A 23044-nucleotide genomic window follows, 5' to 3' on the forward strand; every position below is an offset into this window, starting at 1 on the left:
GAAACATGACCGTAATCTACAAGGACCCTCAGCGTTCTGTTAGTGAACGTGTTGCCGACCTGCTGCCACGCATGACGGCAGAGGAAAAGTTCGCGCAGATGCATGCTTACTGGCTTATCCTGGATGAAAAGGGCAACCATCAGGAACGGACAGATTTAAGCGACACCTTTACCGGTGTGAGTGCCCAGAATGCCCTTAAAGAGAGATTAACCCGCGGCATCGGCCAGATTACCCGCCCGTTGGGAACACATATTGTTGACGCCGCAACCGGCGTACGGGCGGCGAATCGCCTGCAACGTGATGTGATGGAAGGATCGCGCCTGGGGATTCCAGCGCTGTTTCACGAAGAGTGCCTGGTCGGCCTGCTGTGCAAAGGGGCAACGCTTTTTCCCTCATCGCTGAATTACGGATCAACCTGGGCGCCTGAACTGATCAGGCGGGCGGCTCAGCACATTGGCGACGAAGCCCGCTCAATTGGCTGCAAACAGGGACTGGCCCCCGTGCTGGATGTTTCCCGCGATGTCCGCTGGGGCCGGACAGAAGAAACCTTTGGCGAAGATCCCTGGCTGGTGGGGGTGATGGCAACCGCCTATGTCGAAGGCCTGCAAGGCGATAAGCGCGATCTGCTGGCCACGCTTAAGCATTACGTCGGTCACTCATTCAGCGAAGGCGCACGAAATCACGCGCCCGTTCACCTCGGCTTCAGCGAATTAAACGATATCTTTCTGCTGCCGTTTGAAATGGCGGTAAAGCTGGCGAACGCAGGATCGGTGATGCCGGCCTACCATGACATTGATAATCAACCCGGCCACAGCGATCGCTTTTTGCTGACCGAGGTGTTGCGTGAACAGTGGGGATTTGACGGCATCATCGTGGCTGATTATGGCGGTGTCAGTCTGCTTCACCAGCATCATGGCGTGGCGCAGGATGCGGCAACGTCGGCTGCGCTGGCGTTTAATGCCGGGCTGGACGTGGAGTTGCCGAAGGATGACTGCGCTCGCCATCTGGCCGACGCCGTGTCGCGTAATCTGCTGTCGATGGATAAGGTTGACGAGATCGTGGCACGCATCCTGACCGAGAAGTTCCGCCTGGGCTTATTTGAGCATCCTTATATCAATGAAGCGGCGATTTCTCTGCAGGACGATGCCACCCGTCAGGTTGCACGTGATGTGGCAACCCAGTCGATCACCTTACTGGAAAACAACGGTATTCTGCCGCTGAAAACCGGCGGACGCGTTGCGGTAGTGGGGCCCTGTGCGGACGATCCGCTTGCGCTACTAAGCGGTTACAGCTTTCCCGTTCACCTGATTATCAGCGATATGCTGGAGGAAACGTCGCAGGTCACCACGCCGCTCGCCGCGCTGCAACATTACCTGGGGCAGGAAAATGTCGGCTATGCCAAAGGCTGTCATATTATTGAGAAACGCACTGCAGGTGCCCCTGTGTTCCCCGGCGACAGTGCGGCGAAACCCATGCAGCAATCGCCTGTGTCACAGGATACCCACCTGATTGCCGATGCCGTTCGCGTGGCGCAAGACAGCGATGTGGTGATTGCCTGCGTGGGCGATCTGGCAGGCCTGTTCCAGAGCGGCACCGTGGGTGAAGGTTCTGACACCGACAGCCTGAATTTGCCCGGCGTACAACAAGCATTGCTGGAGGCCCTTGCCGCAACCGGAAAACCCTTGATCGTCGTGATGACCGGGGGACGGCCTTATAGCCTGCAAGGTCTGGAAGACAAGGTTGCCGCCTTTATGCTGGCCTGGGCACCGGGGCAGGAGGGCGGCTGGGCGATAGCGGATATTCTGACCGGCCGCGCGGAACCCCAGGGCCGCCTGGTGGTGAGCGTACCGAAAAACGTCGGTGCGATGCCGTTTTATTACAATCACAAACTGAAAAGCGGCGGTACGCCGATCGCCTTCCATTTTGGCGCGCGTTATCCGTTTGGGTTTGGCCGCGGCTGGACGACCTTTGACTGGGGCCAGCCGCAGCCAGAACAGGACAACGTGGCGATTGATGGGGAGATTCAACTCCGGGTCACGCTCACCAACACCGGCGAACGGCAGGGCAGTGAAGTGGTGCAGCTTTATGTCCGGGACAAGGTGGCCAGCATGGTGCGACCGCTTCAGGAGCTTAAAGCTTTCCAGCGCGTCACGCTGCAGCCGGGTAAAACCGCCGAACTGTGCTTTAGGCTTCCGGTGGATATGCTCAACTTTACGCGCCGCGATGGCCAGCGCATCGTAGAACCCGGCGAGTTTGAGCTGCAGGTCGGTTCTTCCTGTCGCGATATCCACGGCGTCAGTACAGTAACGGTGACGGGTGAAACACGCGTTCTGCCTTGCCACTGGCGCATGTTAAGCGACTGCACGATAAACATTTCCTGACCTTTAACCCTGCCCATCACGGAATGGGCAGGGCATCATCCTTGTGCCTTTCATGGCTAAGAGTCAGCTCACCTTGTTTAACGCGCGCATCAGATAATGAAGCAGTATGCCGACATCGGGAAAATCCGTCAGTGACATCTGCAATACATTAAGCAGAAGGGCAACGCCTGAAAACTGAAGCTATCTGGCAAGGGCACCACGGCCATCCGCCGCGATAGCTGTTCTGCTGCCTTAACCCAGCGTTAATCCAGGCCTGAACCGCAGGTATTCGCTGCCCAGCGAAACGCAATACACCGCCTGTTTCCTTTTTGGCTGCCAGTCAGCCCGACCCGTAATTTCCCCTGTTTATCCCGGCAACATCCCGCCAGCGGGCCATATATCGCGGTATCGATAAACGGATTATGGTCAGCGCGCCGCCCGGCGAGCAAATCCTGCCTGTCCTGCTCTGTAGTGGAATACGTTACCCTCAGGGAGAAACGCGTGCGGAGAAAGCGGGGCGATGTTTTCTCTCAAATATCCGCTATAGGGGATATTTTTGCTTTTCAGGTATGTTGCAGTTAGTCTGATAATATCCTCTATCGGGGATAAAACTCACTTATTACGGAGCGTGCCACATGATCTACAGCCCCAGGCAGTTGGCGAACCAGGTAAAGCTATTGCGTCAACAAGATGGCTTGACGCAGGCTGAACTGGCGAAGACCGTGGGCCTTAAACAGGCAACTTTGTCTCACTTCGAAAACAACCCGGAGACGACGTCGCTGGCTACCCTGTTCAAAATCTTGCAGGCGCTCAATCTCGCCGTCGTGCTTCAGGGGAATCCACCCCCTTCAGCCTCATCTGAGGATGCCTGGTAATGGCGAAGCTGATTGCCTGGATGAACGGGACGCGGACGGGCACGCTGACGCTGCATCACAGCGGCGCACTCCGTTTCCAGTATGACGAGGAGTGGCTCAGGCACCCGCTTGCCAGGCCGCTGTCGCTTTCATTGCCCTTGCAGCATGCTGCGATACATTCTGCGAAGGTGGCTTACTTTTTCGAAAACCTTCTCTCACCCAGCACGTTGATTAAAAGCGATATTTACGCTGAGCACCCGATAAAATCCTGCGATGTCTTTGCACTGTTGCAAAAAGTGGGACACCAACTGCCCGGCGCGATCACGCTGCTGCCGGTGAAGCAGCAACCCCTTGCGCCGGATAACGCGACCTACCGCGTGTTCAGCGCTGCAGACGAGGCACAGCAGTCTGATATCGACAATGCCTATCTGTGTATGGCCCTTGCCCGCGAGCTAAGGCTCCCGGTAGCGGATGCCAGGCTGTTTCATGAGGATGGCCGCCGGAAATTACGCATCGAAAGCTATGATCGCCGCTGGAGCCGCGACGGAAAACATCTTTATTATCTTCCTGAAGAGGAGGTGTGCCAGGCGCTGGGATTACCGGCGTCAAGCCGTTATGAACAGCAGGGTGGACCGGGGCTTCAGGATGTGATGGCCTTGCTGATGGGGTCGAGCAGCGCCATGAAAGACCGTGAGGAGTTGATGCGCTATCTGGTTTTTCAGTGGCTGATTGGGGCTACCGGCGGGCACGCCAAACAGATCAAGATACTCATCGCCCGTGGCGGCAGTTTCCGACTGGCCCCCTTTAGCCCGATCCTGTCTGCCTGTCCCGGGCTTTCACTGCGCAGGACAGACAGGCAAGATTTTCAGCTGGCGATGGGCGTGCCCGGCCCTGAGGGGAAACGGCATCACATTGACGCGATCTGGCCAGCGCATTTTGTCGCCAGCGCGGGCAGCGTCGGATTGAGTCAGGCGAAGATGCAGCAGATACTGACGGCCTTTATTGCGGGCTTACCGGCTGCGATCGTTAAGCTGCGCGACAGCCTGCCTGACGATTACCCTCTGGCGATTGCCGACGCGGTGTTCAGCCATGCGATGATCATGCTGGAAAGGGTACGCCAGCCTGACTGGCTTTGACGGACTGACCGTCAGGGCTTTTCTGCCACATAGTGGAGATAACCGGCCACACCGCCTTTACCGCCATCTTTGGGATGATGATTACCATCTGTCACAGGAACGGAGGCAAAATCGAAAGGAGAAACCCCCGCCAGACAGGCGGCATTCACGCCGTACTGTTCAGGGTTGGAACGGCTCTGGTGAAAGGTATAAATGCCGCAGACAGAGCAAAAGTAATGAACCGCCTCACCCGTATTAAACCGATACTCGCTTAGCTTATCCTTACCTTTGACCACCTCAAGCCCGGAGACGGGGGCGAATACCACGACCGCACCGCGCATACGACAAAACGAACAGTTACAGCGCCGGGCGGTTTTCAGGCCATCCAGCAGTTCAACGTTGAACGCAACAGCGCCGCAGTGGCACTGACCCGATGTAGCATCAGACATGGCTTGCTCCTTTTTTCATCCTGCAACTTTGCGTCGCGCGACAGGGATGAAATGTTAGTGGCATCAACAAAACAGGGGGAACCGATAAGGTTATTGTGAAGGGTTAACGTCAAAGACACCAGCATGTCGCCCGAAGCGTGCAGCGATTTTCTTTAGCATGACGTGCCCGTCAGGGTGAAAGGCGTCAGCACGCCGATGACTCATGAGCCGCTTGTGCCGTCCCCAAACAGGATGCTCGCCGTGTGTCAGTCCGGCCTACCCACGGCTTCCCGATGACAAGAAACAGAGACGGCTGCACGGCATTATGGCGCTGCGCTAAAACAGGCGAACTCAGCAGAAAGTGAACGCCAGAGCAACGAAAGGTTTTTTAGCCACGAGAAGAGCAAACCTGTCCCTGGGCCGACGTCGCACAGCATGCGCTGACCTGTCTGACGCAGTTTCAGCCTGCGAGTTTGAAAAAGCCTGACGAGGCGCAGCGAAGGATTGTGGGCTGGCAGCAGAAGGTTGAACGCGGTGCGCTGGCAGTTAAGATTCATCACGCAAGCGGAAAGCGGCAAAGCCCCTCAGGGACTCTGCCGCAATCCCTTATCAGAACTCTTTTTGCCCACCCAGTTCAATCACCCGATTGGCCGGTATCCTGAACTGTTCATGCGCGCGTAATGCATTACGCTGGAAGAAGTGGAATATCGCCCCTTTAGCATGGGCCAGGCCGCGACGTTTTTTCATTACCAGCGTGTCGTGAGAGGTAAAAAACGACGCTTCATTTAAGGTACAGCCAAATCCTTCCAGCCCGCAAAGGTGCAACACATCTTTCATTGACGGGCGTTCATGCCAGCCGTACGCGGCGGTAACCTGCCAGAACGAAGGCGACAGCTGGCGCAGCGCGATGCGTTTCTGATTGTGCACGCGGGGCAGATCGACCGTTTTGATGTGCAGTAACACGGTACGCTCGTGCAGCACCCGGTTGTGTTTCAGGTTATGCAGCAGGGCCTGCGGAATTTCATACTCTTTGCGCGTCAGGAAGATGGCTGTTCCCCCCACGCGCATGGGCGGAGAGGCTTCCAGAGAGCTGATTAACGCTTTCAGCCTGACTGGATCGTCGGTGAGACGGCGGATAAGCCGGGAGCGTTCACTGCTCCAGATAAGCATCAGCACCAGCATCGTCATCGCCAGCAGCACCGGCACCCAACCTCCCGACAGCAGCTTCATCAGGTTTGCCGCAAACAGCGGTACATCGATTAACAACATGCAGAGCAGGAAAAACAGCGCAACAGGTAATGGCCACTTCCAGTTTTTAAAGGCAACAATACCGGCCAGGCAGGCCGTCAGCACCATGGTTCCCGTCACCACAATACCGTAAGCAGAAGAGAGCGCCGAAGACTGACGGAAAGCCAGGATTACCACCGTAACAGCCGCAAACAGAAGCCAGTTTACGACCGGAATATAAATCTGCCCCGATTCTGTAGCAGACGTAAATATCACGCGCATCGGCGGCAGAAAGCCCTGGCGGATAGCCTGATGCGTCAGCGTATACACGCCGCTGATAATCGACTGGGCAGCGATAACCGTGGCCAGCGTTGACAGCACAATCAGGGGAATCTGCGCCCAGACCGGGGCCAGGATATAAAACGGATTTTTGACTGCGCTGGGGTCGGCCAGCACCAGCGCACCCTGACCAAAATAGTTCAGCACCAGTGCGGGCAGGGCAATGATCAGCCAGGCGAGGCGGATAGGGGTTTTGCCTAAATGTCCCATATCCGCATACAGGGCTTCAGCCCCGGTAACAGCCAGCACCACCATCCCTAAGGCAGCAAAGGACAGGGCTTCATGATTGAGTAAAAAGGTCAGGGCAAACGCCGGATTAAGCGCATGTAAAACGTGGGGATTCATAATAATGCCGCGTACCCCAAGGACTGCCAGGGTAATAAACCACACCAGCATGATTGGCCCAAAGATGCGGCTGACGCGTTCAGTACCGTGCTTTTGAATCACAAACAGCAACGTCAGGATCACCACGGACAGCGGAACGATATAACGATCCAGGGCCGGGGCCACCACTTCAATCCCCTCAACGGCGGAAAGCACAGAAATAGCGGGAGTAATAATGCCGTCACCGTAAAAAAAGGCCCCGCCCGTCAGGCCAGCAAGGACGATAATGCGACTGAGCCGTGCGCCAACATTTTGTCGGGCCAGCGACATTAACGTCAGTATTCCGCCTTCGCCATCGTGGTCTGCGCGCATGATAAAGATGACGTATTTAACCGTCACAATCAGCGTCAGCCCCCAGAATATCAGGGACAGAAAACCCATCACGGCTTCTTCTGTCACCGCCCCAGAGGGAAGAATAGAAAGACACTCTTTTAAGGTATAGAGCGGGCTGGTACCGATATCACCAAATACGATCCCCGCTGCCGCCAACATACCTGCAGGCAGGGACTGCTTTTCAGACTGCGCCATTTAATATCCTGTTTTGCTTCGCGTAATCACCAACGTCCGCCGGGTCATTATCCCGGTCAGAGGTGAGGATGAGATTACGCGGTTTAGCGTGCGTTAGGGAGTAGGTGGTGAAGTTATGAACTACATTTTTACAGGTTTGTGCCTTTTTTTTACGGCATTTTTACACGGTTGTCGATTAACTCATCACTTCTTTTGCGCCCTTGACCGGGTTATTCCGTTACAGCCTAAAACGGCCTGTAAAATAATGATGCACTAAGGCAAATTCCCGACGGCTTCACCACATCAGGGCCGCGCAATGCGCGAGATGAAGCAAGCCAGATAAGTTGCCAAACGGCACTACCGGGCTGACGCAGAACAGCGTCATCCTGACTGACACCTACTGTCTGCATGTAAGCAATATCACAGAAGCAGATAACCGGTTTTTTGGAAGACGTGACACAAAAAATGAAAATATTTTAAAAATAGTCCTTACTAATGATTAATTCGCTCGTCATTTTATGCGGTTAATTTATTTCAAAGATGTTGGCAAAGATATCGTCCTTCTGCACGCCGTCAGGAACGATATTTAACTACCCTTAACCGAACTTTCATGCATTAACGTTACATGCTTTTTTTAAAAAGCGTATTCCGCCATCAACAATGATAAATTCCACTTTGCTCTATCCATTAATCCTTTTTATTGTTTTTAGATAAGATAAGGTTGTCAATTTCTTTATACATTCAACGCACTAATACTTTTTATCCCGATTATACCCACTATCTCCGTTATTCCCCGCAATGATCATTGGGCGCATTAATGCTTATTCCCGCGCTGTCGATACCTGAATAGCGAATGTCATTCAGTACGGTGTACAGACTGGCGAACCTATTATTTTGGGAAATTTACATGACTATTACTCAGCGGCTTTTCCTGACGTTTTCATTACTCTCAGCATCAATGATTGCTATGGTTGTGATCGTCATCATGGTATTAGGCGGCTTTCAGTCGCGCTTCCAGTACGTGCAAACCAACACACTGCCCTCGATTGTTGACCTGGATAAAATGGTTAACGGCAGTAACCGACTTAACGTAGCGCTCTATCGGCATCAAAGTGCAAAAGCCCTTGATAAACAGGCTGAATTTGAAAAGGAAATTTCCACACGTATTGAAGCGCTTAAAGCACTGACTGAATTTTACCTCAAGAACGAAACCACTAACGATCAGGATACGAAGCTCAGTGAAAATGCCTTAGCGCTGATTAAACAAATGGAAGTGCGCCTGCCGGCTTTTCTGACAAATTCGCGAACACATAATGATACCGCCCTGGTGGATTTGCAGGGAAATAGCGGCGTCGGTCAGACTATTCGTGATTTAATTGAAAGTTATCAGAAACAACTCCAGCTCAATGTAGAGGTCGGCGCGGTATTTGAAAAAGAGAATAACCGGGTTTACCGGCAAACACTCTGGTCGTTAATTGCCGGTTCAGTCGCGATTATCCTGTTGCTCGGGGCTTTTTCCATCAGGACGATTCTGGGCATCCGTAAAAACCTTAACGGTATGCGATCGGCTATGGAACGCGCCAGTGAGCGGCTTGATCTTACGCTGCGTGCCGATGATTCGCGCAAGGATGAAATTGGTCTGACGGCTAAAGCCTTTAATCATCTTATCGGGAATGTCGCGAACTCGCTTTCATCGGTTGAACGGTCGGCCCATTCGGTCAGTTCAGCCTCTTCGCAAATTTCCGCGGGCAATGAAGATCTCTCTTCCCGCACCGAGCAGCAGGCGGCTTCGCTGGAACAAACGGCCGCCAGCATGTCAGAGCTGAGTGAAACCGTCCGTCAGACGGCAGAAAACACCCGACTTGCCAGTCAACTGTCGAAAAACGCCCGTGAAATTTCCGATGACAGCTCCACGAAAGTCCATACGATGCTCGGCACCATGACCGACATTAAACAGAGTTCTGAAAAGATCACCGCCATAATCACCCTGATAGAAGGCGTGGCTTTCCAGACGAATATTCTGGCGCTCAATGCCGCCGTAGAAGCGGCGCGGGCAGGTGAGCAGGGTCGGGGATTCGCGGTCGTAGCCGGAGAAGTTCGCAATCTGGCGCAGCGATCTTCGGCTTCGGCGCGCGAAATTAAAGAGCTTATCGAATCCTCCATGCGTTATGTGGAAACCGGTGTGAATCAGGCGGAGCAGGTGGGTGAGAACATGGGGCGCATGAATGAGGCGATCCGTCAGGTGACCGATCTTGTGGATGAAATTGCCGTCGCGTCTCAGGAGCAGTCGCTCGGTATTGGTCAGGTGCATCAGGCGGTCAATCAGATGGATGATGTGACACAGCAGAATGCGGCGCTGGTGGAGGAAGCCTCGTCGGCCTCTCGCTCACTGATGGATCAGGCTACGGCCCTGAACGAACTTGTCGCGGCATTTGTGCTGGTGGAGCACGCGCCGGTTGTCCAGCACAGTCCTGCCGCCGTTTCTCCGGCCTTTATTCAGGCTCGCGCGGCCTATGCTAAGCAGGAAGATAACTGGCAACGTTTTTAGTGGATGTCGCCCAGGGTGGTCGCGCTGATAGTGACCACCCTGGGGGCGCTATAAGGCTCGAAAGGGGATTTTTTTCACTCGAATATGCCCAGGGTCTGCATCACGTGTCGTATCGCATTTCGATATTATATTTTGCCACTGTAGAGCACCGGACCGGTGGGCTGACCTGTTGGTGAACCGCCCTCCGGTTCAAGGCTGATCGCGATAACCCCGTTTTTTACCGCATCACGTCCTGCGAGTTTAAGCTCGGTGGTGTCCCGCGCGTGGAGCAGTCCCAGAGAAACCGGCTGATGACCGGCAGGAATCAGCCACAGTTGCAGACTGTTGTTGGCGGCTACCGTCGCGGGCTGCAACGGCGTGACGCGCAATTGTGTGAGCGTCTTGTCTGCACTGACGACCCATTGCCCCTGGTGCTGGGCGTCATTCATCACGGTAAGCGGCGTAAATTCTGGGGCCTTGATGGCCTGATAAGACACCAGCGTCAGGGCGGCAAGGGCGGCGGCAACCATCCAGCCAATATAGGCGCGAGCAGCGCGGGGCCTTTTCCTGGCCGGCAGACTTAACGCAATTTTCTTCCAGACATACGCCGGTGGCACCTGCGGCATGACGTGAAGATCCAGCCCGGACAGCAGGTTTTGCCAGTTGGCGACCTGTTCAGCGAGTCCAGGCTCGGTCTGCAGACGCTTCTGAAAACGTAATCGCGCGCCACCGCGTAGCGTACCAAGCGCATATTCAGCAGAGAGTGCATCGTCACGTTGGTGTTTTTTATTCATAGTCCGACACACTCCCGAAGGTGCGCCATCGCCCGGCGGATCCAGCTTTTTACCGATCCGACCGGCTGCTGGAGCCAGTGAGCAATATCGCTGTGAGACATGCCCTGATAGTAGGCAAGCGTAATGCTCTGACGCTGCTCACTGCTGAGGTTTCCCAGACAGCGCTGTAATCGAGCGGCTTGTGCATCATCCTGTCTGTTATGCAGTTCGTCATGTTCAGCAACCAGAAGCGCATCATTATGCGCCTCTTCCGAACTGGCCATACGCGCCTGTCCGCTGCGTAGCCAGTCAATACAGCGATTACGGACAATATGGGTCATCCAGGTCAACGGGGAGCTCAGCTCAGCATTATAGGTTTCAGCCTTGCTCCAGATGGTGATATAGCAATCATGCAGCACCTCCTCTGCCCAGGGGCGGTGCTGCAACATGCGCAACGCGATGGCAAACAGGCGTGGCGATGTCAGCCGGTAAAGGTGTTCAAATGCCCGGCGATCGCCGTCGACGACTGCCTTCATTAGTTTTACCTGCTCCACTGCCTGCACCTTGTCCATAAGCGTCCCGGATGATCTGTTTCCGTTCGAGTATAAATAATTACTTCGGCATTAATACGGTATCAATCACATCTATCACGCCATTTTTTTGGTTGACGTCATAGGTGCTGATATTGGCTACGTTGCCCTGACCGTCTTTCAGCTGGATGTTATGGGGGCCATTATTCATGATCCACAACGGCTGACCGTTAACGGTTTTCAACTCAGCATGACCGCCGCCTTGTTTAATTTTGGCTTCCAGCGCCTTCATATCATACTTACCTGCAACCACGTGATAGGTCAGTACGCTGGTCAGCATGGCCTTATTTTCTGGCTTCAACAGATTGTCCACGGTGCCGGCTGGCAGCTTAGCAAACGCCGCGTTGGTGGGGGCAAACACGGTAAAAGGGCCTTTACCTTCTAAGGTATCGACCAAACCGGCCGCTTTAACCGCCGCCACTAAGGTGGTGTGATCTTTGGAATTGACCGCGTTCTCAACAATATTTTTCTGAGGGAACATAGCCGCGCCGCCCACCATAACAGAATCCGACGTCATAGCGGCCATGGATGCGGTGGTAAACAGCAATGCACTTGATACAACGGTAACAGCAATTAGCTTTTTCATCGTAAATCCTCATTAGAGCGTGGAGTAAGTGGCTTTCAATGAGATATACGAGAGCGGGATACAAACTGGATGCAGAAAAAAAATAATTTTTTTCAACGTGGCGCGTTGCTATCACGCTCAGTCGCAAAGCCTGACCTTTTCAACCGGCGTTCTCCTGCCCGCATGGGCGCGACAGGTCGGGTGGTGGGCGACAGAAGACCTCCTCCCATCCGTTCTTCACGTTCCCGTATTGCATGGCTCAGCGCCAAGGGGGAAGACGCAGTATTGCAGCGGCGCGCGTGAAACTTTTTTGCTGCCGCCACGCTAAAAGCAATCAGCGCGTTAACCTTCTCTTTCAGCATCTGAGTTTTCGTCTGTGAAAATGCGAGAAGGGTATTCCTGTTTTTCACGCATAAACAGTATCGATTCCATCTATCAGAGGTAAGGCCATCATGAAAATCATCAAAAATGCATCCGTTCCCTCAGCCAAAGGGCCTGAGGCGTATTTCACCGGTCAGGTCCGCATTGACGCCCCGTTCAGCACAACCTCACCAGCCCGGGTCGGGGGCGCTACCGTCACCTTTGAGCCAGGTGCCCGGACGGCATGGCACACGCATCCCCTGGGCCAGACGTTGATAGTCACCGCCGGTCAGGGCTGGATTCAGTGTGAAGGCGAAGATAAGCACACAATCAATCAGGGCGATATGGTGTGGATACCGCAAGACGTACGTCACTGGCACGGGGCGACTGCCAACACCGCTATGACACATATTGCGATTGCCGAATCCCTTAACGGCAGTCCGGTGACCTGGCTTGAGAAAGTCACAGAGGCAGAATTTTTATCCTGAGCCACCGCTGGCGGCAGGGGGATGAGAGAAAACCTACCCGGCTTCCCACTGCGGCGAGCTGAAGGTTTTTTTCATTAATTCGATAAAGCCCTGGGTGCGGGGAAGCCGTTTTTTCTCCTGCAGGCTGGTCAGGGCGACGATATCCGCCGCCGGCAGGGTGAACGCGGGCAGCAGGGGGATAAGCAACCCCTGACGAATCTCACTGCGGATATCCCAGGCCGAACGCACCATGATCCCTTTCCCGCCCAGCGCCCATTTTTTAATGATGCGGCCATCGTTGCTGGCCAGGCGCGGCGTAATTCTGACGATGGTTTCGTCACCGTTATGGGTAAATATCCAGCGCGTGACATCCTCGGCATTCTCCCTGATCACCAGACAGTGATGGCGATGAAGCGCATCAGGATGTGTCGGTGTGCCATAGTGCTGCAGGTAAGCGGGAGAGGCGCAGAGAATACGCGGATTGGCGGCGAGCCACGTGCTGTAAAGCGTTGAGTCACGCAGATGACCAATATAGATCACCACATCCCACTTATCGGCCTGCATCCAGTCGGGGTTATCGGAGAGCGTCAGATCGATACTGAGATCCTCGTGGCTGTCCGCGTAATCGGCCAGCAAGGGCGCAATATATTCAGAGCCAAAGCCCAGCGGGGCCAGCACTCTCAGTGTACCGCTGATACGGTTTCGCGTCTGGTCAATCACGTCCTGCAACTGGTCTATCTCATGCAAAATCACGCGCGCCCGCTCAAGCAAGGCTTCGCCTTCATCGGTCAGGATGATGCGTTTTGCCGGGCGCAGAATCAGCTTAACCCCAATTTTATTTTCAATGCTTTGCAGACGCTGCGTCACCGAGGGCGGGGTGATGTCCAGATAGCGTGCGGCAGCGGCAAGGGTTTGATGTGAGGCGATGACCTGAAAAAAACGTAAATCTTCACTGTTGATCATTAGGTTCAAACCTAATCATTAATTGGGCATGACCGCATTTTAAACAGATTTAAACGATGAGAGCATCAACTAAACCTCTACAGGAATGCCGACGATGCTCAATCATTTAACCCTGACGACACCTTATCTCCTGTTAGATAAAGTTAAGTTCGAACGCAATATCAATCGGTTATACCAGCGGATTGAAGGACAGCACTGTCAGATTCGCCCGCATCTCAAAACACTTCGTACCCTCCAGGCGGCACCCTGTTTGCTGCAGGATCTGTCTTCGCCTGCCACCGTTTCTACCCTGGCCGAAGCCGAGGCCTTTACCGCCGCCGGCTATAGCAATGTGCTTTACGCGGTGGGCATTGCGCCCGGTAAATTACCCCGCGTTGCCGCCCTGCGCCGCAACGGGAAACAGGTGCATGTGTTGCTGGACAGCATGGCGCAGGCACAGGCCGTCAGCGACTACGGCTTACAACATCAGGTGATCTTTTCTGTATTTATCGAGATTGACTGCGACGGCCATCGCGGGGGAATTCAACCTGCTGACGCGGCGCTGACGGCGATTGCCCGTCATTTGCACCAGGCCGGGATGGTGGTGGAAGGTGTAATGACGCACGCCGGTGAGTCTTACCACTGCCGGTCGCAGGAGGAGATTATCCTTGCCGCACAGGAAGAGTGTCAGGCTGCTGTCACGGCAGCAAATCATATTCGTGCCGCCGGGATTCCGTGCCCGGTGGTCAGCGTAGGCTCCACACCGACGGCGCATGCGGCCCATGATCTGCAGGGCGTGACCGAAGTCAGAGCCGGGGTATTTTCCACCTTTGATCTGTTTATGCACAACCTGGGCGTTTGCACCCGCGACGATATCGCGCTTTCCGTCGTCACCACGGTGATCGGGCACAATCACGAAAAAGGCTGGATCTTCGTCGATGCAGGCTGGATGGCCATGTCACGCGATCGCGGCACCGCCGCTCAGCATACCGATTATGGTTATGGGCTGGTGTGCGACGACGAAGGTTGTCCGTTGGGGCTGCTCCTGACGACCACGAATCAGGAACACGGGATTATTGCGCTGCCACATTACGGTGATTATTCGACGGCAGACTTCCCGCTCGGCACCGTGCTGCGCGTGCTGCCCAATCATGCCTGTGCGACCGCCGCGATGCATACGCATTACCAGGTGATCGACACCCGGAACGGCGAACATGAAGTCTGGCAACGGGTTGTGGGCTGGTAGCCGGGCGTTTTTTCATTCATTGTGCGAGGACATCATGTCAGATTTTGATCCAGATAAGGTCCGTCTTTCTACCGGCCACTTTATCAACGGCCAGTTCGTTTCTGCATCCGGCCGCACGCTGGGCATCAAACGTCCCTCTGATGGTCAGCATTATGCCGACATTAACGAGGCGGACGCCGCTACAGTAGCTGATGCGGTGACTATTGCGGACGAAAAGCGCATCAGCAGCGGCTGGTCAAGCTGTTCACCACGGGAACGGGGAGCGGCGATTTCCCGCTGGGCAGATTTAATCGACGGCGACAGAGATTACCTGGCGCAACTCGAAGCGGTCGGTTCCACGCGTCCGATAACGGACACCCGCAATATTGAAGTGCCGTTTACTGCGGCGGCCCTGCGCTTCTATGCAGAATGCGCAGATAAATACAGCGGCGATGTTTTTCCCACCCAGAGCAGCAGCCTGGGAATGCTGGTGCCGGAACCCTATGGGGTGATCGGTGCGATTACGCCGTGGAATTTCCCGCTGTCGATGGCCTCATGGAAGTGCGGGCCGGCCCTGGCGGCAGGCAATGCGGTGGTGCTGAAACCTTCTGAGCTGACGCCGTTTTCCACCGCACGGCTGGCTGAGCTGGCGGTGCAGGCGGGCATTCCGGCAGGCGTGCTCAACGTGATTCAGGGCGGCGGGCAGGTTACGGGTAATGCACTGGTCACGCATCCGCAGGTAAGAAAAGTGTCTTTTACGGGGTCCACTGCGACCGGCGCCGCAATCATGAGCCAGGCCGCGCTGCACGGCACCAAACCGGTGACGCTGGAGCTGGGTGGAAAAAGTCCCCAACTGGTGTTTGATGATGCAGGCGATGCCAACGAGATAGCCGAGCGTCTGTTTCTGGGCTTCACCGTGAATGCTGGCCAGGCCTGCGTCTCAGGCACGCGCCTGATCATCCAGAAAGGCATAGCAGAAGCGGTGATCGAAAAGCTGATTGCCTTGTGCAAGAAACCCGTGCCCGGTATGACCTGGCAGGCATCCACCCGTTACTGTCCGCTCATCGACCAGCGTCAGGGTGAAAAAGTGGCGGCGATTATCGCGCAGTCCGTGGCACAGGGTGCGAACATTCTGGCGGGCGGTCAACGCTACGAAAACACCGCGCAGGGCTGGTTCTGGCAACCGACGCTGTTATCCGGTGTCAGTCAGGATAACGTCGCGAATCAGCAGGAGATCTTCGGACCGGTGCTGACCATTCAGACGTTTAGCGATGAAGAAGAAGCCCTTGCACTGGCGCAGCACAATGTCTTTGGCCTGTGTGCTGGCGTGCATACTCTGAACATGCCGCGTGCGATGCGGTTGATGAAAGCGCTGGATAGCGGCACGGTCTGGATTAATCGTTATCGTCGGACCTGGGACTTTATCATCCCAACCGGGGGCTTCCAGGGGTCCGGTTTTGGCAAGGATCTTGGCAGGCAGGCCTTTGAGTCCTGTCAGCGCTACAAAAGTGTATTAATCGATTTTTAATCAGCTAACACCTTCGCTGGAGAGCACAGACTATGCCCGCACCGCTCAGACTTGTTCAGGACAGTATCCATTTCCCCGATTCGGTGGATGTGGTGATTATCGGTGCAGGAATTGCAGGGGCAGCCACCTGCTGGGAACTGACGCAAAAAGGCTATCGGGTTGCCGTGATCGAAAAGGGCCTGGTCGGGGCAGAGCAGTCAAGCCGTAACTGGGGCTGGTGCCGTCAGCTTAACCGCGATGAGCGGGAGATTCCGCTCATTATGCATGCCCTGCAACGCTGGCATGCGCTGAGTGACGAAATTGGCATGGACGTGGGGTTTCGTGCCAGCGGGCTGGTCTATGCCACGCGGACGGAAAAAGATATCCGCAACTGGGATAACTGGGGAAAAATGGCGAAGCAGTACGGTATTCGCAGTCGGATGCTCAGTGCCGCCGAGGCCAAAGCCATGACGCCGGGCAGTACCACTGCCTGGAATGGCGGGGTACATTCACCTGATGATGGTCACGCCGATCCGGCGTTAGCCGCGCCGGGGTTGATGGAAGCCGCCGTGAAAAAGGGCGCACTTCTGTTTCAGCGCTGTGCGGTGCGCGGTCTGGATATTTCGGCAGGGCGCGTCAGTGGGGTGATCACAGAACGCGGGCTGATAAAAACCGCCAGCGTAGTGTGCGCCGCCGGTGCCTGGACATCGCTGTTTTGTCGCCGTCACGGCATCGATCTACCGGCCGGTAACGTGATTGGCAGTGCGTTTCGTACCTGTCCCGTTGAGCAACTCATCACCATGCCTTTTTACACGGATGCTTTTGCCTGTCGTCCACGACTGGACGGCGGATATACCATTGCGTTGTCGGGAACCGGACGACTGGAACCGGGCTTTCAGGGATTACGCTATGCCCGCGAGTTTTTCCCGTTATATAAAGCTCGCCGCTTAAATCTTCACACCAAAATCCGGCTGGCGTCCTTCTTAACGGGCCCAGAGTCGCGGGCGAGCTGGTCCATGGAGGGCATTTCACCCTTCGAGAAAACCCGTGTACTGGACCCGCAGGTCTCTGACGGCGTCGTCGAAAAAGGGCTGGCGGCCATCGGCAACGAGTTTCCGGCACTGGCATCGCTTCGTGTGAGCCAGGCCTGGGGCGGCGTGATTGACTGTATGCCGGACGACATTCCGGTCATCTCAACCGTGCCGCAGCTTCCGGGACTTATCCTCTCGTCCGGCTACAGCGGTCATGGATTTGGCATTGGCCCCGGTGCGGGACGTTTGACGGCGGACCTGGTGACCGGGGATGCACCGATTGTCGATCCTGTCGCGTTCCGCTATTCCCGTTTCCGTGACGGGAGCAGCATGAAAAAGCCTGGCATGATGTAAGGAGGAAAGATGCAACCAGTGATACACGCGCACGATATCCACGACAAACCGCATCCGGGCCACTATTCACATTATGCTCTGGCGTCGGGGATGATGTTTATCTCCGGCCTGTTGCCGGTTACGTCAGCGGGCGAAATGCTCAGCACAGCGTCGTTTGCCGAACAGGCTTTGCAGGTAATGGCTAATCTGGAGGCCTGCCTGCAGCAGGAAAGTCTGGACAAGCATCATCTGGTGATGGTGAGAGTCTATCTGGTCGATGTCGAACGTTGGGCGGAATTTAATACGTTGTATGCACAATGGCTTGGCGCGTGGAAACCCGCCAGAGCCATCGTGCCCGTTCCTGAACTTCACTACGGTGTGTTACTGGAGGTCGAAGCAACAGCGGCGACAGGCCGATAACGGGTTCGTACTGACACTTAACGGCAACCGTTGTTAGCAGGCGGGAAATAAAACCGTCGCTGGCACGCCAGCGACGAATGAGGTTACGCCGTGCCCTGGCTGTTTTCGGCGAGTTCCTGTGCCTTCAGCGCCTGCACGGTCTGGTGACGATGCCAGTAATAGTTGAGTGTGTGCTTAACGTTCTCAATCTCTTTTTTCAGACCCGGTAAGCGGATTTTGCTGCGCTTTTTGCCCTGCGCATTGGGCTGGACATGCTGCACATATAAAATATCTCTGCCGAACTGACGGAGAACGTTGATGTTTTTGACATTATCCCATTCCAGCAGCCCGGCGGACTGTGGCTGCACAATGCCCTGCCAGGTAATGGTCAACTGCGAGCCATCCTTGAGCGTAAAGGGCACATCCGGGAAGTACTTTAAGACCAGCGCCGTTTCTTCTTCACCGGTTGGCTGATAACGCCAGGCCAGGCTCTCTTCATGTTGCGACGTAAAGTCACGCTCATATTTCTGCCAGAGCTGTTGTTCAATCTGATCGGCTACGGGGATCAGATCGACCCAACTGTCTGCCGGTGAGGTCGCGGCGATAGCGGCATAATCTGCATCTTCCACAGAATAGTTAACGTTGCGCATCCTTTCAGACAGCGGGGGATGCGAATCAAACGGATGCGGTATGTTTTGTTCGCGCATCGCGCTGACAAAATCGGAAGAACTAACATGGTGAGGCAGACCGGCTGCGATCGCCTGACTGATGCCAGGTTCATTCTCATACAGCGTTTTATTCTCAAAAAGCTTACGCTCCACCTCATAGCGATAGCTGGCATAGGCTGAGATTTTGATCAGCGATTCGATAATCGCCGACGAGGAAACCAGCGTTGCCGCATTTCGGTCCGCGACAAATTCGCGTTCACGACTGTTGCGCTGCCAGGCCAGTTCAAAAAACAGCCGGTACAGATAGAGCGGATAGAAAACGATAAGCGTTGCCAGATTCTCACTCATCAAATGCGTGTACATATCAAACCGGTGCAGCTTCGGCCCCAGTAGTGCACCCGACGCGGTATCGCCTTCATGCAGGTGCGTCAGTTCATGCACCATGACGCCATCCGCTTGTGCGGTACTGAGCTGACGCAGCAGGGGAATACTCACATACAGTTTTCGGCCCTGCAGCGGCTGATCATTCACGCTCAGCGGGGCTTCTGTCACGTAGAAGTTGGTATCGATCCCGGCAATGATGTGATCCGGTGACGTGGTGCCGACCTTCGCGGCCAGCGCATCAACGCGCGCCCAGAGCGCAGGGGCGGCTTCACGGGTCACCACGTCGCCTTCAATGCTGTCCTCCGGCGGCAGCTTTTTAAAGATGCCTTTGATCATGTAATACATACCGGCTAAAACCAGCAGTGCGACCAGCAGCACCAGCTTTGGATAGTATTTTTGCGTGAAAAAGGCGGTGCCCCAGAACGACAGCCATACCAGCATCCCGCCCTGTACCAGCACCTGCAACGAGCACGCCAGCATCAGAAAGGGACGAGCGAGCCTGAGACTGAGTAACTGTCCTTGTCTGCTTTTAAAGGCCAGGGCGCTAAACAGTAAAATCATCAGCAAAATGACGCCGCTGAAAACCATTGTCCACAAGGCGACTTTGCCGATGAGATAAAATTGCGACAGCTCAGAACCCGGGCCGCAGACGGCATTTTTATAGTCGAGCAGATCGTCGGCGACAGGGCCACACACGGTGGATGGGGGATTAGCTTGCAGGAAACGCGTTAATTTCCCCACATTCTGATTTTGCGCACGCGCATCATCGATAAAGATTTGCGTATATTCTTTGTCGAGTTCGTTGCTGCCGTATTTGGCAAACGTCAACGTAATAGCAGGGGTTAAAAACAGCGTGAGCAAAAGCCATAAAAAGACCTTTGCATATCCTTTTTTCAATGCCGTTAATTTATTCACAATAATAAGCTCGCTAACTGTCGGTGGGAGGGACAAGCTGTTTATTATCTGGCAATACTGAAAAGGGTTCCCGACATATAAGGAAAATGGCGTGAGATCCGTCTCAGCAGGCTGCAGCTTTGTTAGTGTTATTGAAAAGCGAAGTTATTATAAGCTAACAATTACATTAAGTCTTCTTAACACAAGCAGCGTCAGGTGAAAGACGGGCAGGTAACGCGCGGTGTATTCACGTGAAGGGCTTGCCGCAGGATTCATCGCTATATCGATAATGCGGCGCAACAGCCGCATTTTTACAGGCAACGCGATTTTGGGCTGATAATTTACGATTACACCCGACAATTGCGCAGATTATTTAACGCGGCAGCCGGAGCCAGGCCGGCCTGATGTTTATCTGGCTCTCAGTTTCATTTTTACTGGCGCTCCATAAATACCGGCAATTCAGGCACCGGTAATACCGACAACACTTTCAGACGCTGCAACGTCCTGACCTGCGCCCGCTCAAGATGGTCTCGCATACAGGCCGCCGCCAGCGCCCAGTTTCGTTTCAGCAAAAACTCATAAACCAGACCGTGTTCATCAAGCATTGCGCTGTCGACGGGAATTTTGAGCAGATCATAAAAAATGCGGGTGACAATAAACGGCGACTGATTTTGCCGCAAAATTTGCATCATCAGCTTATTTCCGGCGGGTTCAAGGCAGCGTATATGCAGATCTTCTTCCAGCGTTTCGAGTTCAGCGGGGTTCAGCTGTTTGCCTCGGTACTTTTGGACGTTATCGAGTCGTTCATTAAGCCAGGCCACACTGAGCCGGTCGCCCGCTTTGCATAATGCCGCAGGTTCCAGGTTCGCTCTGATCTCAAAATGGTCGGCCAGCTCACGCGCAGTTAGCGGCCCTGTCAGCCATTGAGAATAGGGCTCTTTTTCCACCAGTCCTTTGTCACGCAGGCGCATCAGGCTTTCACGTATTACCGCGCGGCTGGTGTTGTAATGTTTCGCGGCGCCCAGTTCATCAACCTGATAGCAGCCAAAGACCATGGCGGTAGAAAGAATACCTTGCAGGTTCTCCAGCACTTTTTCACCCGTGCTGCGGGTATCAACCAGTTCATCGCGCTGTTCAAGGCCGAACAACTCCCGCGTCAGCGCAATGCGGACAGGCTCCACTTCCTGATTATCACGTGCAACAATAAAGCCTCGCCCTTCAAAGCGGGCAATCCAGCCTTCTTCGTGCAGCATGCTTAACGCGCGCCGGACGGGAACACGACTGGTGCCAAACAGCTGCGCCAGGGGACCTTCCAGTAATACCAGCCCCTCAGGCACGCCATCCTGCTGAAAAACCTTCAGTAAAACCTGCCGGATACTCTCGTAACGCGCAGAACCTGCATCGTCCATGTCAGTCCCATTTACCTTGTTTTGCATTGTGTCATCTTCAGTTCCCCGTCCTGCCAGCCACATTAGCATACCTGACACGACTCCCGATGCCTGCGCTGCGCAGCACTGATGCAGCACTGATATAGTGCACCGCGCCCAATAATGGATCAGTTATAAATTAATACATTTAATGTGGGCGCGCCATTTATTCTGCCATGACGTGATAAAAATTAAACAACGATAGATAAGCATCTGATTAAAATCATTTTTTATTTTTAATGATCGACACGATCACAATTATGCAACTTAACAGTGCTTTTTGTGGCACCGTTATTGCTATCTTCAAATGTACATTGAAACGTAATATACATTTAAAGGTGATCGCGTGCAGGCCGAAAACGTTCGTCAGTCATTTATGGCTGGTCAGATTGATGCACTGGGCATCAGTGCACTCTATGCACAACAGCGTCTGTCACCGCTGGCGTTTACCGAGGCCTGCCTGAAGGCGGCAGAAAACGCCAACTCTGTCTTTATCGCCATTACCGCCGCGCGTGCCCGCGACGAGGCTGAAGCCTCAACTCTGCGCTGGCAGCAGTGCCGCCCGCTGAGTCCGCTGGATGGCATTCCGGTGGCCTGGAAAGATCTGTTCGATATTCAGTCGAGCCAGACCACCGCCGGATCGGCCACGCGAAAAAATGTCCCTGTCGCACAGCAGGACGCGGCGCTGGTGGCCCAGTGCTCGGCTGCAGGCCTGGTGACGCTGGGTAAAACCAATCTCAGTGAGTTTGCCTTCTCCGGCCTGGGATTAAATCCCTATTTTGGCACGCCGGCCATCCGTACAAACACGCCGCACCTTTATGCGCCGGGCGGCTCCTCCAGCGGTGCCGGACGGGCAATCGCCGAAGGGCTGGCCTGCATTGCCTTTGGCACCGACACCGGCGGCTCAATACGCATTCCCGCCGCATTCAGCGGCACCATTGGCTATCGCGCCAGCCGCCACCGTTACGCGATGGACGGCGTATATCCTCTGGCGCAGTCGCTGGACACGGTCGGACCGCTTTGCCGAAGCGTGCGTGATGCCATCGCCCTGGATGACATCCTGTGCGGACGGGAAAAGATGCGTTTTCCCGCACCGCATTTTCGTTTCGATGACGCCTTACTGGCCGCATGCCAACCCGCGGTACGCGACAACGGTTATCGCCGGTTAGAGCAGCTGACGGCTGCCGGATTTGACATCGAGCGCGCGCCTCTGGCGGCCTTTAACCAGGCGCTGGCGTGGATTGAAGACAACGGCTGGCCGGGGGGACGTGAGGCCTGGCTGCTGCATCGCGAGCTGTTAGCCTCGCCTGACGCGGAGGTAATGGACCCGCGCGTTCGCGACCGACTGCTTGCCGCCAGCCATCAGGACCCGGCGGTTCTCACGACCTTTCTTACCCAGCGTAAACAGTGGCAACAGGCGCTCGCCGCAGAGCTGGATGGCGCGGTGCTAATTACGCCCACCGTCGCCCATACCGCACCGGAACTTGCGCCGTTGATGCGTGACAGCACCTTGTTTGCCGACACCAATCTGGCCACGTTGCGGTTAACCATGCCGGGCAGCCTGTTGGACATGCCGGGTATCGCTTTTCCGACCGGAACCGATTCAGACGGGCTGCCTACCAGCCTGCTTTTTTCCCTTCCTGCTGGCGAAGATCGCCGGCTTCTTCATGCTGCCAGCACGGTAACAGGCACGTTCACAGCAGACACGTCTGTCTGCGCTTAACTCCTCCAGAGGAAT

The 23044-nt window shown here is 54.9% G+C and carries 18 protein-coding genes; 10 read left to right on the top strand and 8 right to left on the bottom strand.

Annotation, left to right across the window (positions count from 1 at the left end):
• Nucleotides 1-5 precede the first annotated feature (5 nt).
• The 3 genes from QNH99_RS11240 to QNH99_RS11250 all read left to right on the top strand — a co-directional run bounded on the left by QNH99_RS11240 (nucleotide 6) and on the right by QNH99_RS11250 (nucleotide 4350).
• Nucleotides 6-2381 (top strand): glycoside hydrolase family 3 N-terminal domain-containing protein, encoded by a 2376-nt coding sequence (locus QNH99_RS11240; protein WP_410516663.1) that lies wholly within the window; start codon nucleotides 6-8, stop codon nucleotides 2379-2381.
• A 614-nt stretch (nucleotides 2382-2995) separates the two neighbouring features.
• Nucleotides 2996-3235 (top strand): type II toxin-antitoxin system antitoxin HipB, encoded by a 240-nt coding sequence (hipB, locus tag QNH99_RS11245; protein ID WP_410516664.1) that lies wholly within the window; start codon nucleotides 2996-2998, stop codon nucleotides 3233-3235.
• Nucleotides 3235-4350: a HipA domain-containing protein gene (locus tag QNH99_RS11250; protein WP_410516665.1), complete on the top strand. Its 1116-nt coding sequence runs from the start codon at nucleotides 3235-3237 to the stop codon at nucleotides 4348-4350. The genes hipB and QNH99_RS11250 overlap by 1 nt, the downstream gene beginning before the upstream one ends.
• A gap of 11 nt (nucleotides 4351-4361) precedes the next feature.
• Here QNH99_RS11250 and QNH99_RS11255 read toward each other — a convergent pair whose 3' ends face one another.
• Nucleotides 4362-4778, bottom strand: coding sequence for a GFA family protein (locus QNH99_RS11255; protein WP_063879671.1), 417 nt, complete (start codon nucleotides 4776-4778; stop codon nucleotides 4362-4364).
• Between the two features lie 588 nt (nucleotides 4779-5366).
• A complete protein-coding gene (gene kup / locus QNH99_RS11260) occupies nucleotides 5367-7235 on the bottom strand; it encodes a low affinity potassium transporter Kup (RefSeq protein WP_241567858.1) in 1869 nt (622 codons plus the stop codon).
• Nucleotides 7236-8121: 886 nt separating this feature from the next.
• On the opposite strand from kup, the gene QNH99_RS11265 reads away from it, so the two are divergent.
• On the top strand, nucleotides 8122-9762 hold the full coding sequence (locus tag QNH99_RS11265) for a methyl-accepting chemotaxis protein (protein WP_410516666.1): 1641 nt from the start codon (nucleotides 8122-8124) through the stop codon (nucleotides 9760-9762).
• Nucleotides 9763-9887: 125 nt separating this feature from the next.
• Here the strand turns inward: QNH99_RS11265 and QNH99_RS11270 are convergent, their stop codons facing one another.
• The 3 genes from QNH99_RS11270 to QNH99_RS11280 are packed head-to-tail and all read right to left on the bottom strand — an operon-like array spanning nucleotide 9888 to nucleotide 11690.
• On the bottom strand, nucleotides 9888-10535 hold the full coding sequence (locus QNH99_RS11270) for an anti-sigma factor (protein WP_410516667.1): 648 nt from the start codon (nucleotides 10533-10535) through the stop codon (nucleotides 9888-9890).
• On the bottom strand, nucleotides 10532-11086 hold the full coding sequence (locus QNH99_RS11275) for an RNA polymerase sigma factor (RefSeq protein WP_410516668.1): 555 nt from the start codon (nucleotides 11084-11086) through the stop codon (nucleotides 10532-10534). The genes QNH99_RS11270 and QNH99_RS11275 overlap by 4 nt, the downstream gene beginning before the upstream one ends.
• A gap of 40 nt (nucleotides 11087-11126) precedes the next feature.
• On the bottom strand, nucleotides 11127-11690 hold the full coding sequence (locus QNH99_RS11280) for a fasciclin domain-containing protein (RefSeq protein WP_063879667.1): 564 nt from the start codon (nucleotides 11688-11690) through the stop codon (nucleotides 11127-11129).
• Between the two features lie 431 nt (nucleotides 11691-12121).
• Between QNH99_RS11280 and QNH99_RS11285 the strand changes: the two genes are divergently transcribed.
• Complete coding sequence (locus tag QNH99_RS11285) at nucleotides 12122-12517, top strand: cupin domain-containing protein (RefSeq protein ID WP_410516669.1); 396 nt, start codon at nucleotides 12122-12124, stop codon at nucleotides 12515-12517.
• Nucleotides 12518-12550: 33 nt separating this feature from the next.
• Here QNH99_RS11285 and QNH99_RS11290 read toward each other — a convergent pair whose 3' ends face one another.
• Complete coding sequence (locus QNH99_RS11290) at nucleotides 12551-13459, bottom strand: LysR family transcriptional regulator (RefSeq protein ID WP_063879665.1); 909 nt, start codon at nucleotides 13457-13459, stop codon at nucleotides 12551-12553.
• A gap of 94 nt (nucleotides 13460-13553) precedes the next feature.
• On the opposite strand from QNH99_RS11290, the gene QNH99_RS11295 reads away from it, so the two are divergent.
• From QNH99_RS11295 to QNH99_RS11310, 4 genes are read left to right on the top strand one after another with little or no spacing between them, the layout of a single operon-like run.
• Nucleotides 13554-14684: an alanine racemase gene (locus QNH99_RS11295; protein WP_410515328.1), complete on the top strand. Its 1131-nt coding sequence runs from the start codon at nucleotides 13554-13556 to the stop codon at nucleotides 14682-14684.
• 34 nt (nucleotides 14685-14718) lie between these two features.
• The gene (locus QNH99_RS11300; protein ID WP_410516670.1) at nucleotides 14719-16191 is read left to right on the top strand and encodes an aldehyde dehydrogenase family protein; all 1473 of its coding nucleotides are present in this window, start codon (nucleotides 14719-14721) and stop codon (nucleotides 16189-16191) included.
• A 32-nt stretch (nucleotides 16192-16223) separates the two neighbouring features.
• Nucleotides 16224-17555 carry an NAD(P)/FAD-dependent oxidoreductase gene (locus QNH99_RS11305; protein ID WP_410516671.1) on the top strand — a complete coding sequence of 444 codons (1332 nt, stop codon included), beginning with the start codon at nucleotides 16224-16226 and terminating at the stop codon, nucleotides 17553-17555.
• 9 nt (nucleotides 17556-17564) lie between these two features.
• On the top strand, nucleotides 17565-17954 hold the full coding sequence (locus tag QNH99_RS11310) for a RidA family protein (protein ID WP_096010588.1): 390 nt from the start codon (nucleotides 17565-17567) through the stop codon (nucleotides 17952-17954).
• An 83-nt stretch (nucleotides 17955-18037) separates the two neighbouring features.
• Here the strand turns inward: QNH99_RS11310 and QNH99_RS11315 are convergent, their stop codons facing one another.
• Entirely contained in the window at nucleotides 18038-19906 is a 1869-nt protein-coding gene (locus QNH99_RS11315) for a M48 family metallopeptidase (RefSeq protein WP_410517671.1), read from the bottom strand.
• 404 nt (nucleotides 19907-20310) lie between these two features.
• On the bottom strand, nucleotides 20311-21357 hold the full coding sequence (locus tag QNH99_RS11320; protein WP_172897128.1) for a GntR family transcriptional regulator: 1047 nt from the start codon (nucleotides 21355-21357) through the stop codon (nucleotides 20311-20313).
• Between the two features lie 295 nt (nucleotides 21358-21652).
• Here QNH99_RS11320 and QNH99_RS11325 point away from each other — a divergent pair, with 295 nt between their 5' ends.
• Nucleotides 21653-23029 (top strand): amidase family protein, encoded by a 1377-nt coding sequence (locus QNH99_RS11325; RefSeq protein WP_410516672.1) that lies wholly within the window; start codon nucleotides 21653-21655, stop codon nucleotides 23027-23029.
• Nucleotides 23030-23044 lie beyond the last annotated feature (15 nt).

This window comes from Pantoea allii (genome assembly GCF_046529425.1).
Taxonomy (GTDB): Bacteria; Pseudomonadota; Gammaproteobacteria; order Enterobacterales; family Enterobacteriaceae; genus Pantoea; species Pantoea allii.

Coding starts and splice junctions, on each gene's coding strand:
- QNH99_RS11310 (WP_096010588.1), top strand. CDS start 17,565: ATGCAACCAGTGATACACGCGCACGATATCCACGACAAACCGCATCCG.
- QNH99_RS11265 (WP_410516666.1), top strand. CDS start 8,122: ATGACTATTACTCAGCGGCTTTTCCTGACGTTTTCATTACTCTCAGCA.
- QNH99_RS11250 (WP_410516665.1), top strand. CDS start 3,235: ATGGCGAAGCTGATTGCCTGGATGAACGGGACGCGGACGGGCACGCTG.
- hipB (WP_410516664.1), top strand. CDS start 2,996: ATGATCTACAGCCCCAGGCAGTTGGCGAACCAGGTAAAGCTATTGCGT.
- QNH99_RS11270 (WP_410516667.1), bottom strand. CDS start 10,535: ATGAATAAAAAACACCAACGTGACGATGCACTCTCTGCTGAATATGCG.
- QNH99_RS11320 (WP_172897128.1), bottom strand. CDS start 21,357: ATGCTAATGTGGCTGGCAGGACGGGGAACTGAAGATGACACAATGCAA.
- QNH99_RS11255 (WP_063879671.1), bottom strand. CDS start 4,778: ATGTCTGATGCTACATCGGGTCAGTGCCACTGCGGCGCTGTTGCGTTC.
- kup (WP_241567858.1), bottom strand. CDS start 7,235: ATGGCGCAGTCTGAAAAGCAGTCCCTGCCTGCAGGTATGTTGGCGGCA.
- QNH99_RS11300 (WP_410516670.1), top strand. CDS start 14,719: ATGTCAGATTTTGATCCAGATAAGGTCCGTCTTTCTACCGGCCACTTT.
- QNH99_RS11275 (WP_410516668.1), bottom strand. CDS start 11,086: ATGGACAAGGTGCAGGCAGTGGAGCAGGTAAAACTAATGAAGGCAGTC.
- QNH99_RS11290 (WP_063879665.1), bottom strand. CDS start 13,459: ATGATCAACAGTGAAGATTTACGTTTTTTTCAGGTCATCGCCTCACAT.
- QNH99_RS11240 (WP_410516663.1), top strand. CDS start 6: ATGACCGTAATCTACAAGGACCCTCAGCGTTCTGTTAGTGAACGTGTT.
- QNH99_RS11285 (WP_410516669.1), top strand. CDS start 12,122: ATGAAAATCATCAAAAATGCATCCGTTCCCTCAGCCAAAGGGCCTGAG.
- QNH99_RS11305 (WP_410516671.1), top strand. CDS start 16,224: ATGCCCGCACCGCTCAGACTTGTTCAGGACAGTATCCATTTCCCCGAT.
- QNH99_RS11295 (WP_410515328.1), top strand. CDS start 13,554: ATGCTCAATCATTTAACCCTGACGACACCTTATCTCCTGTTAGATAAA.
- QNH99_RS11280 (WP_063879667.1), bottom strand. CDS start 11,690: ATGAAAAAGCTAATTGCTGTTACCGTTGTATCAAGTGCATTGCTGTTT.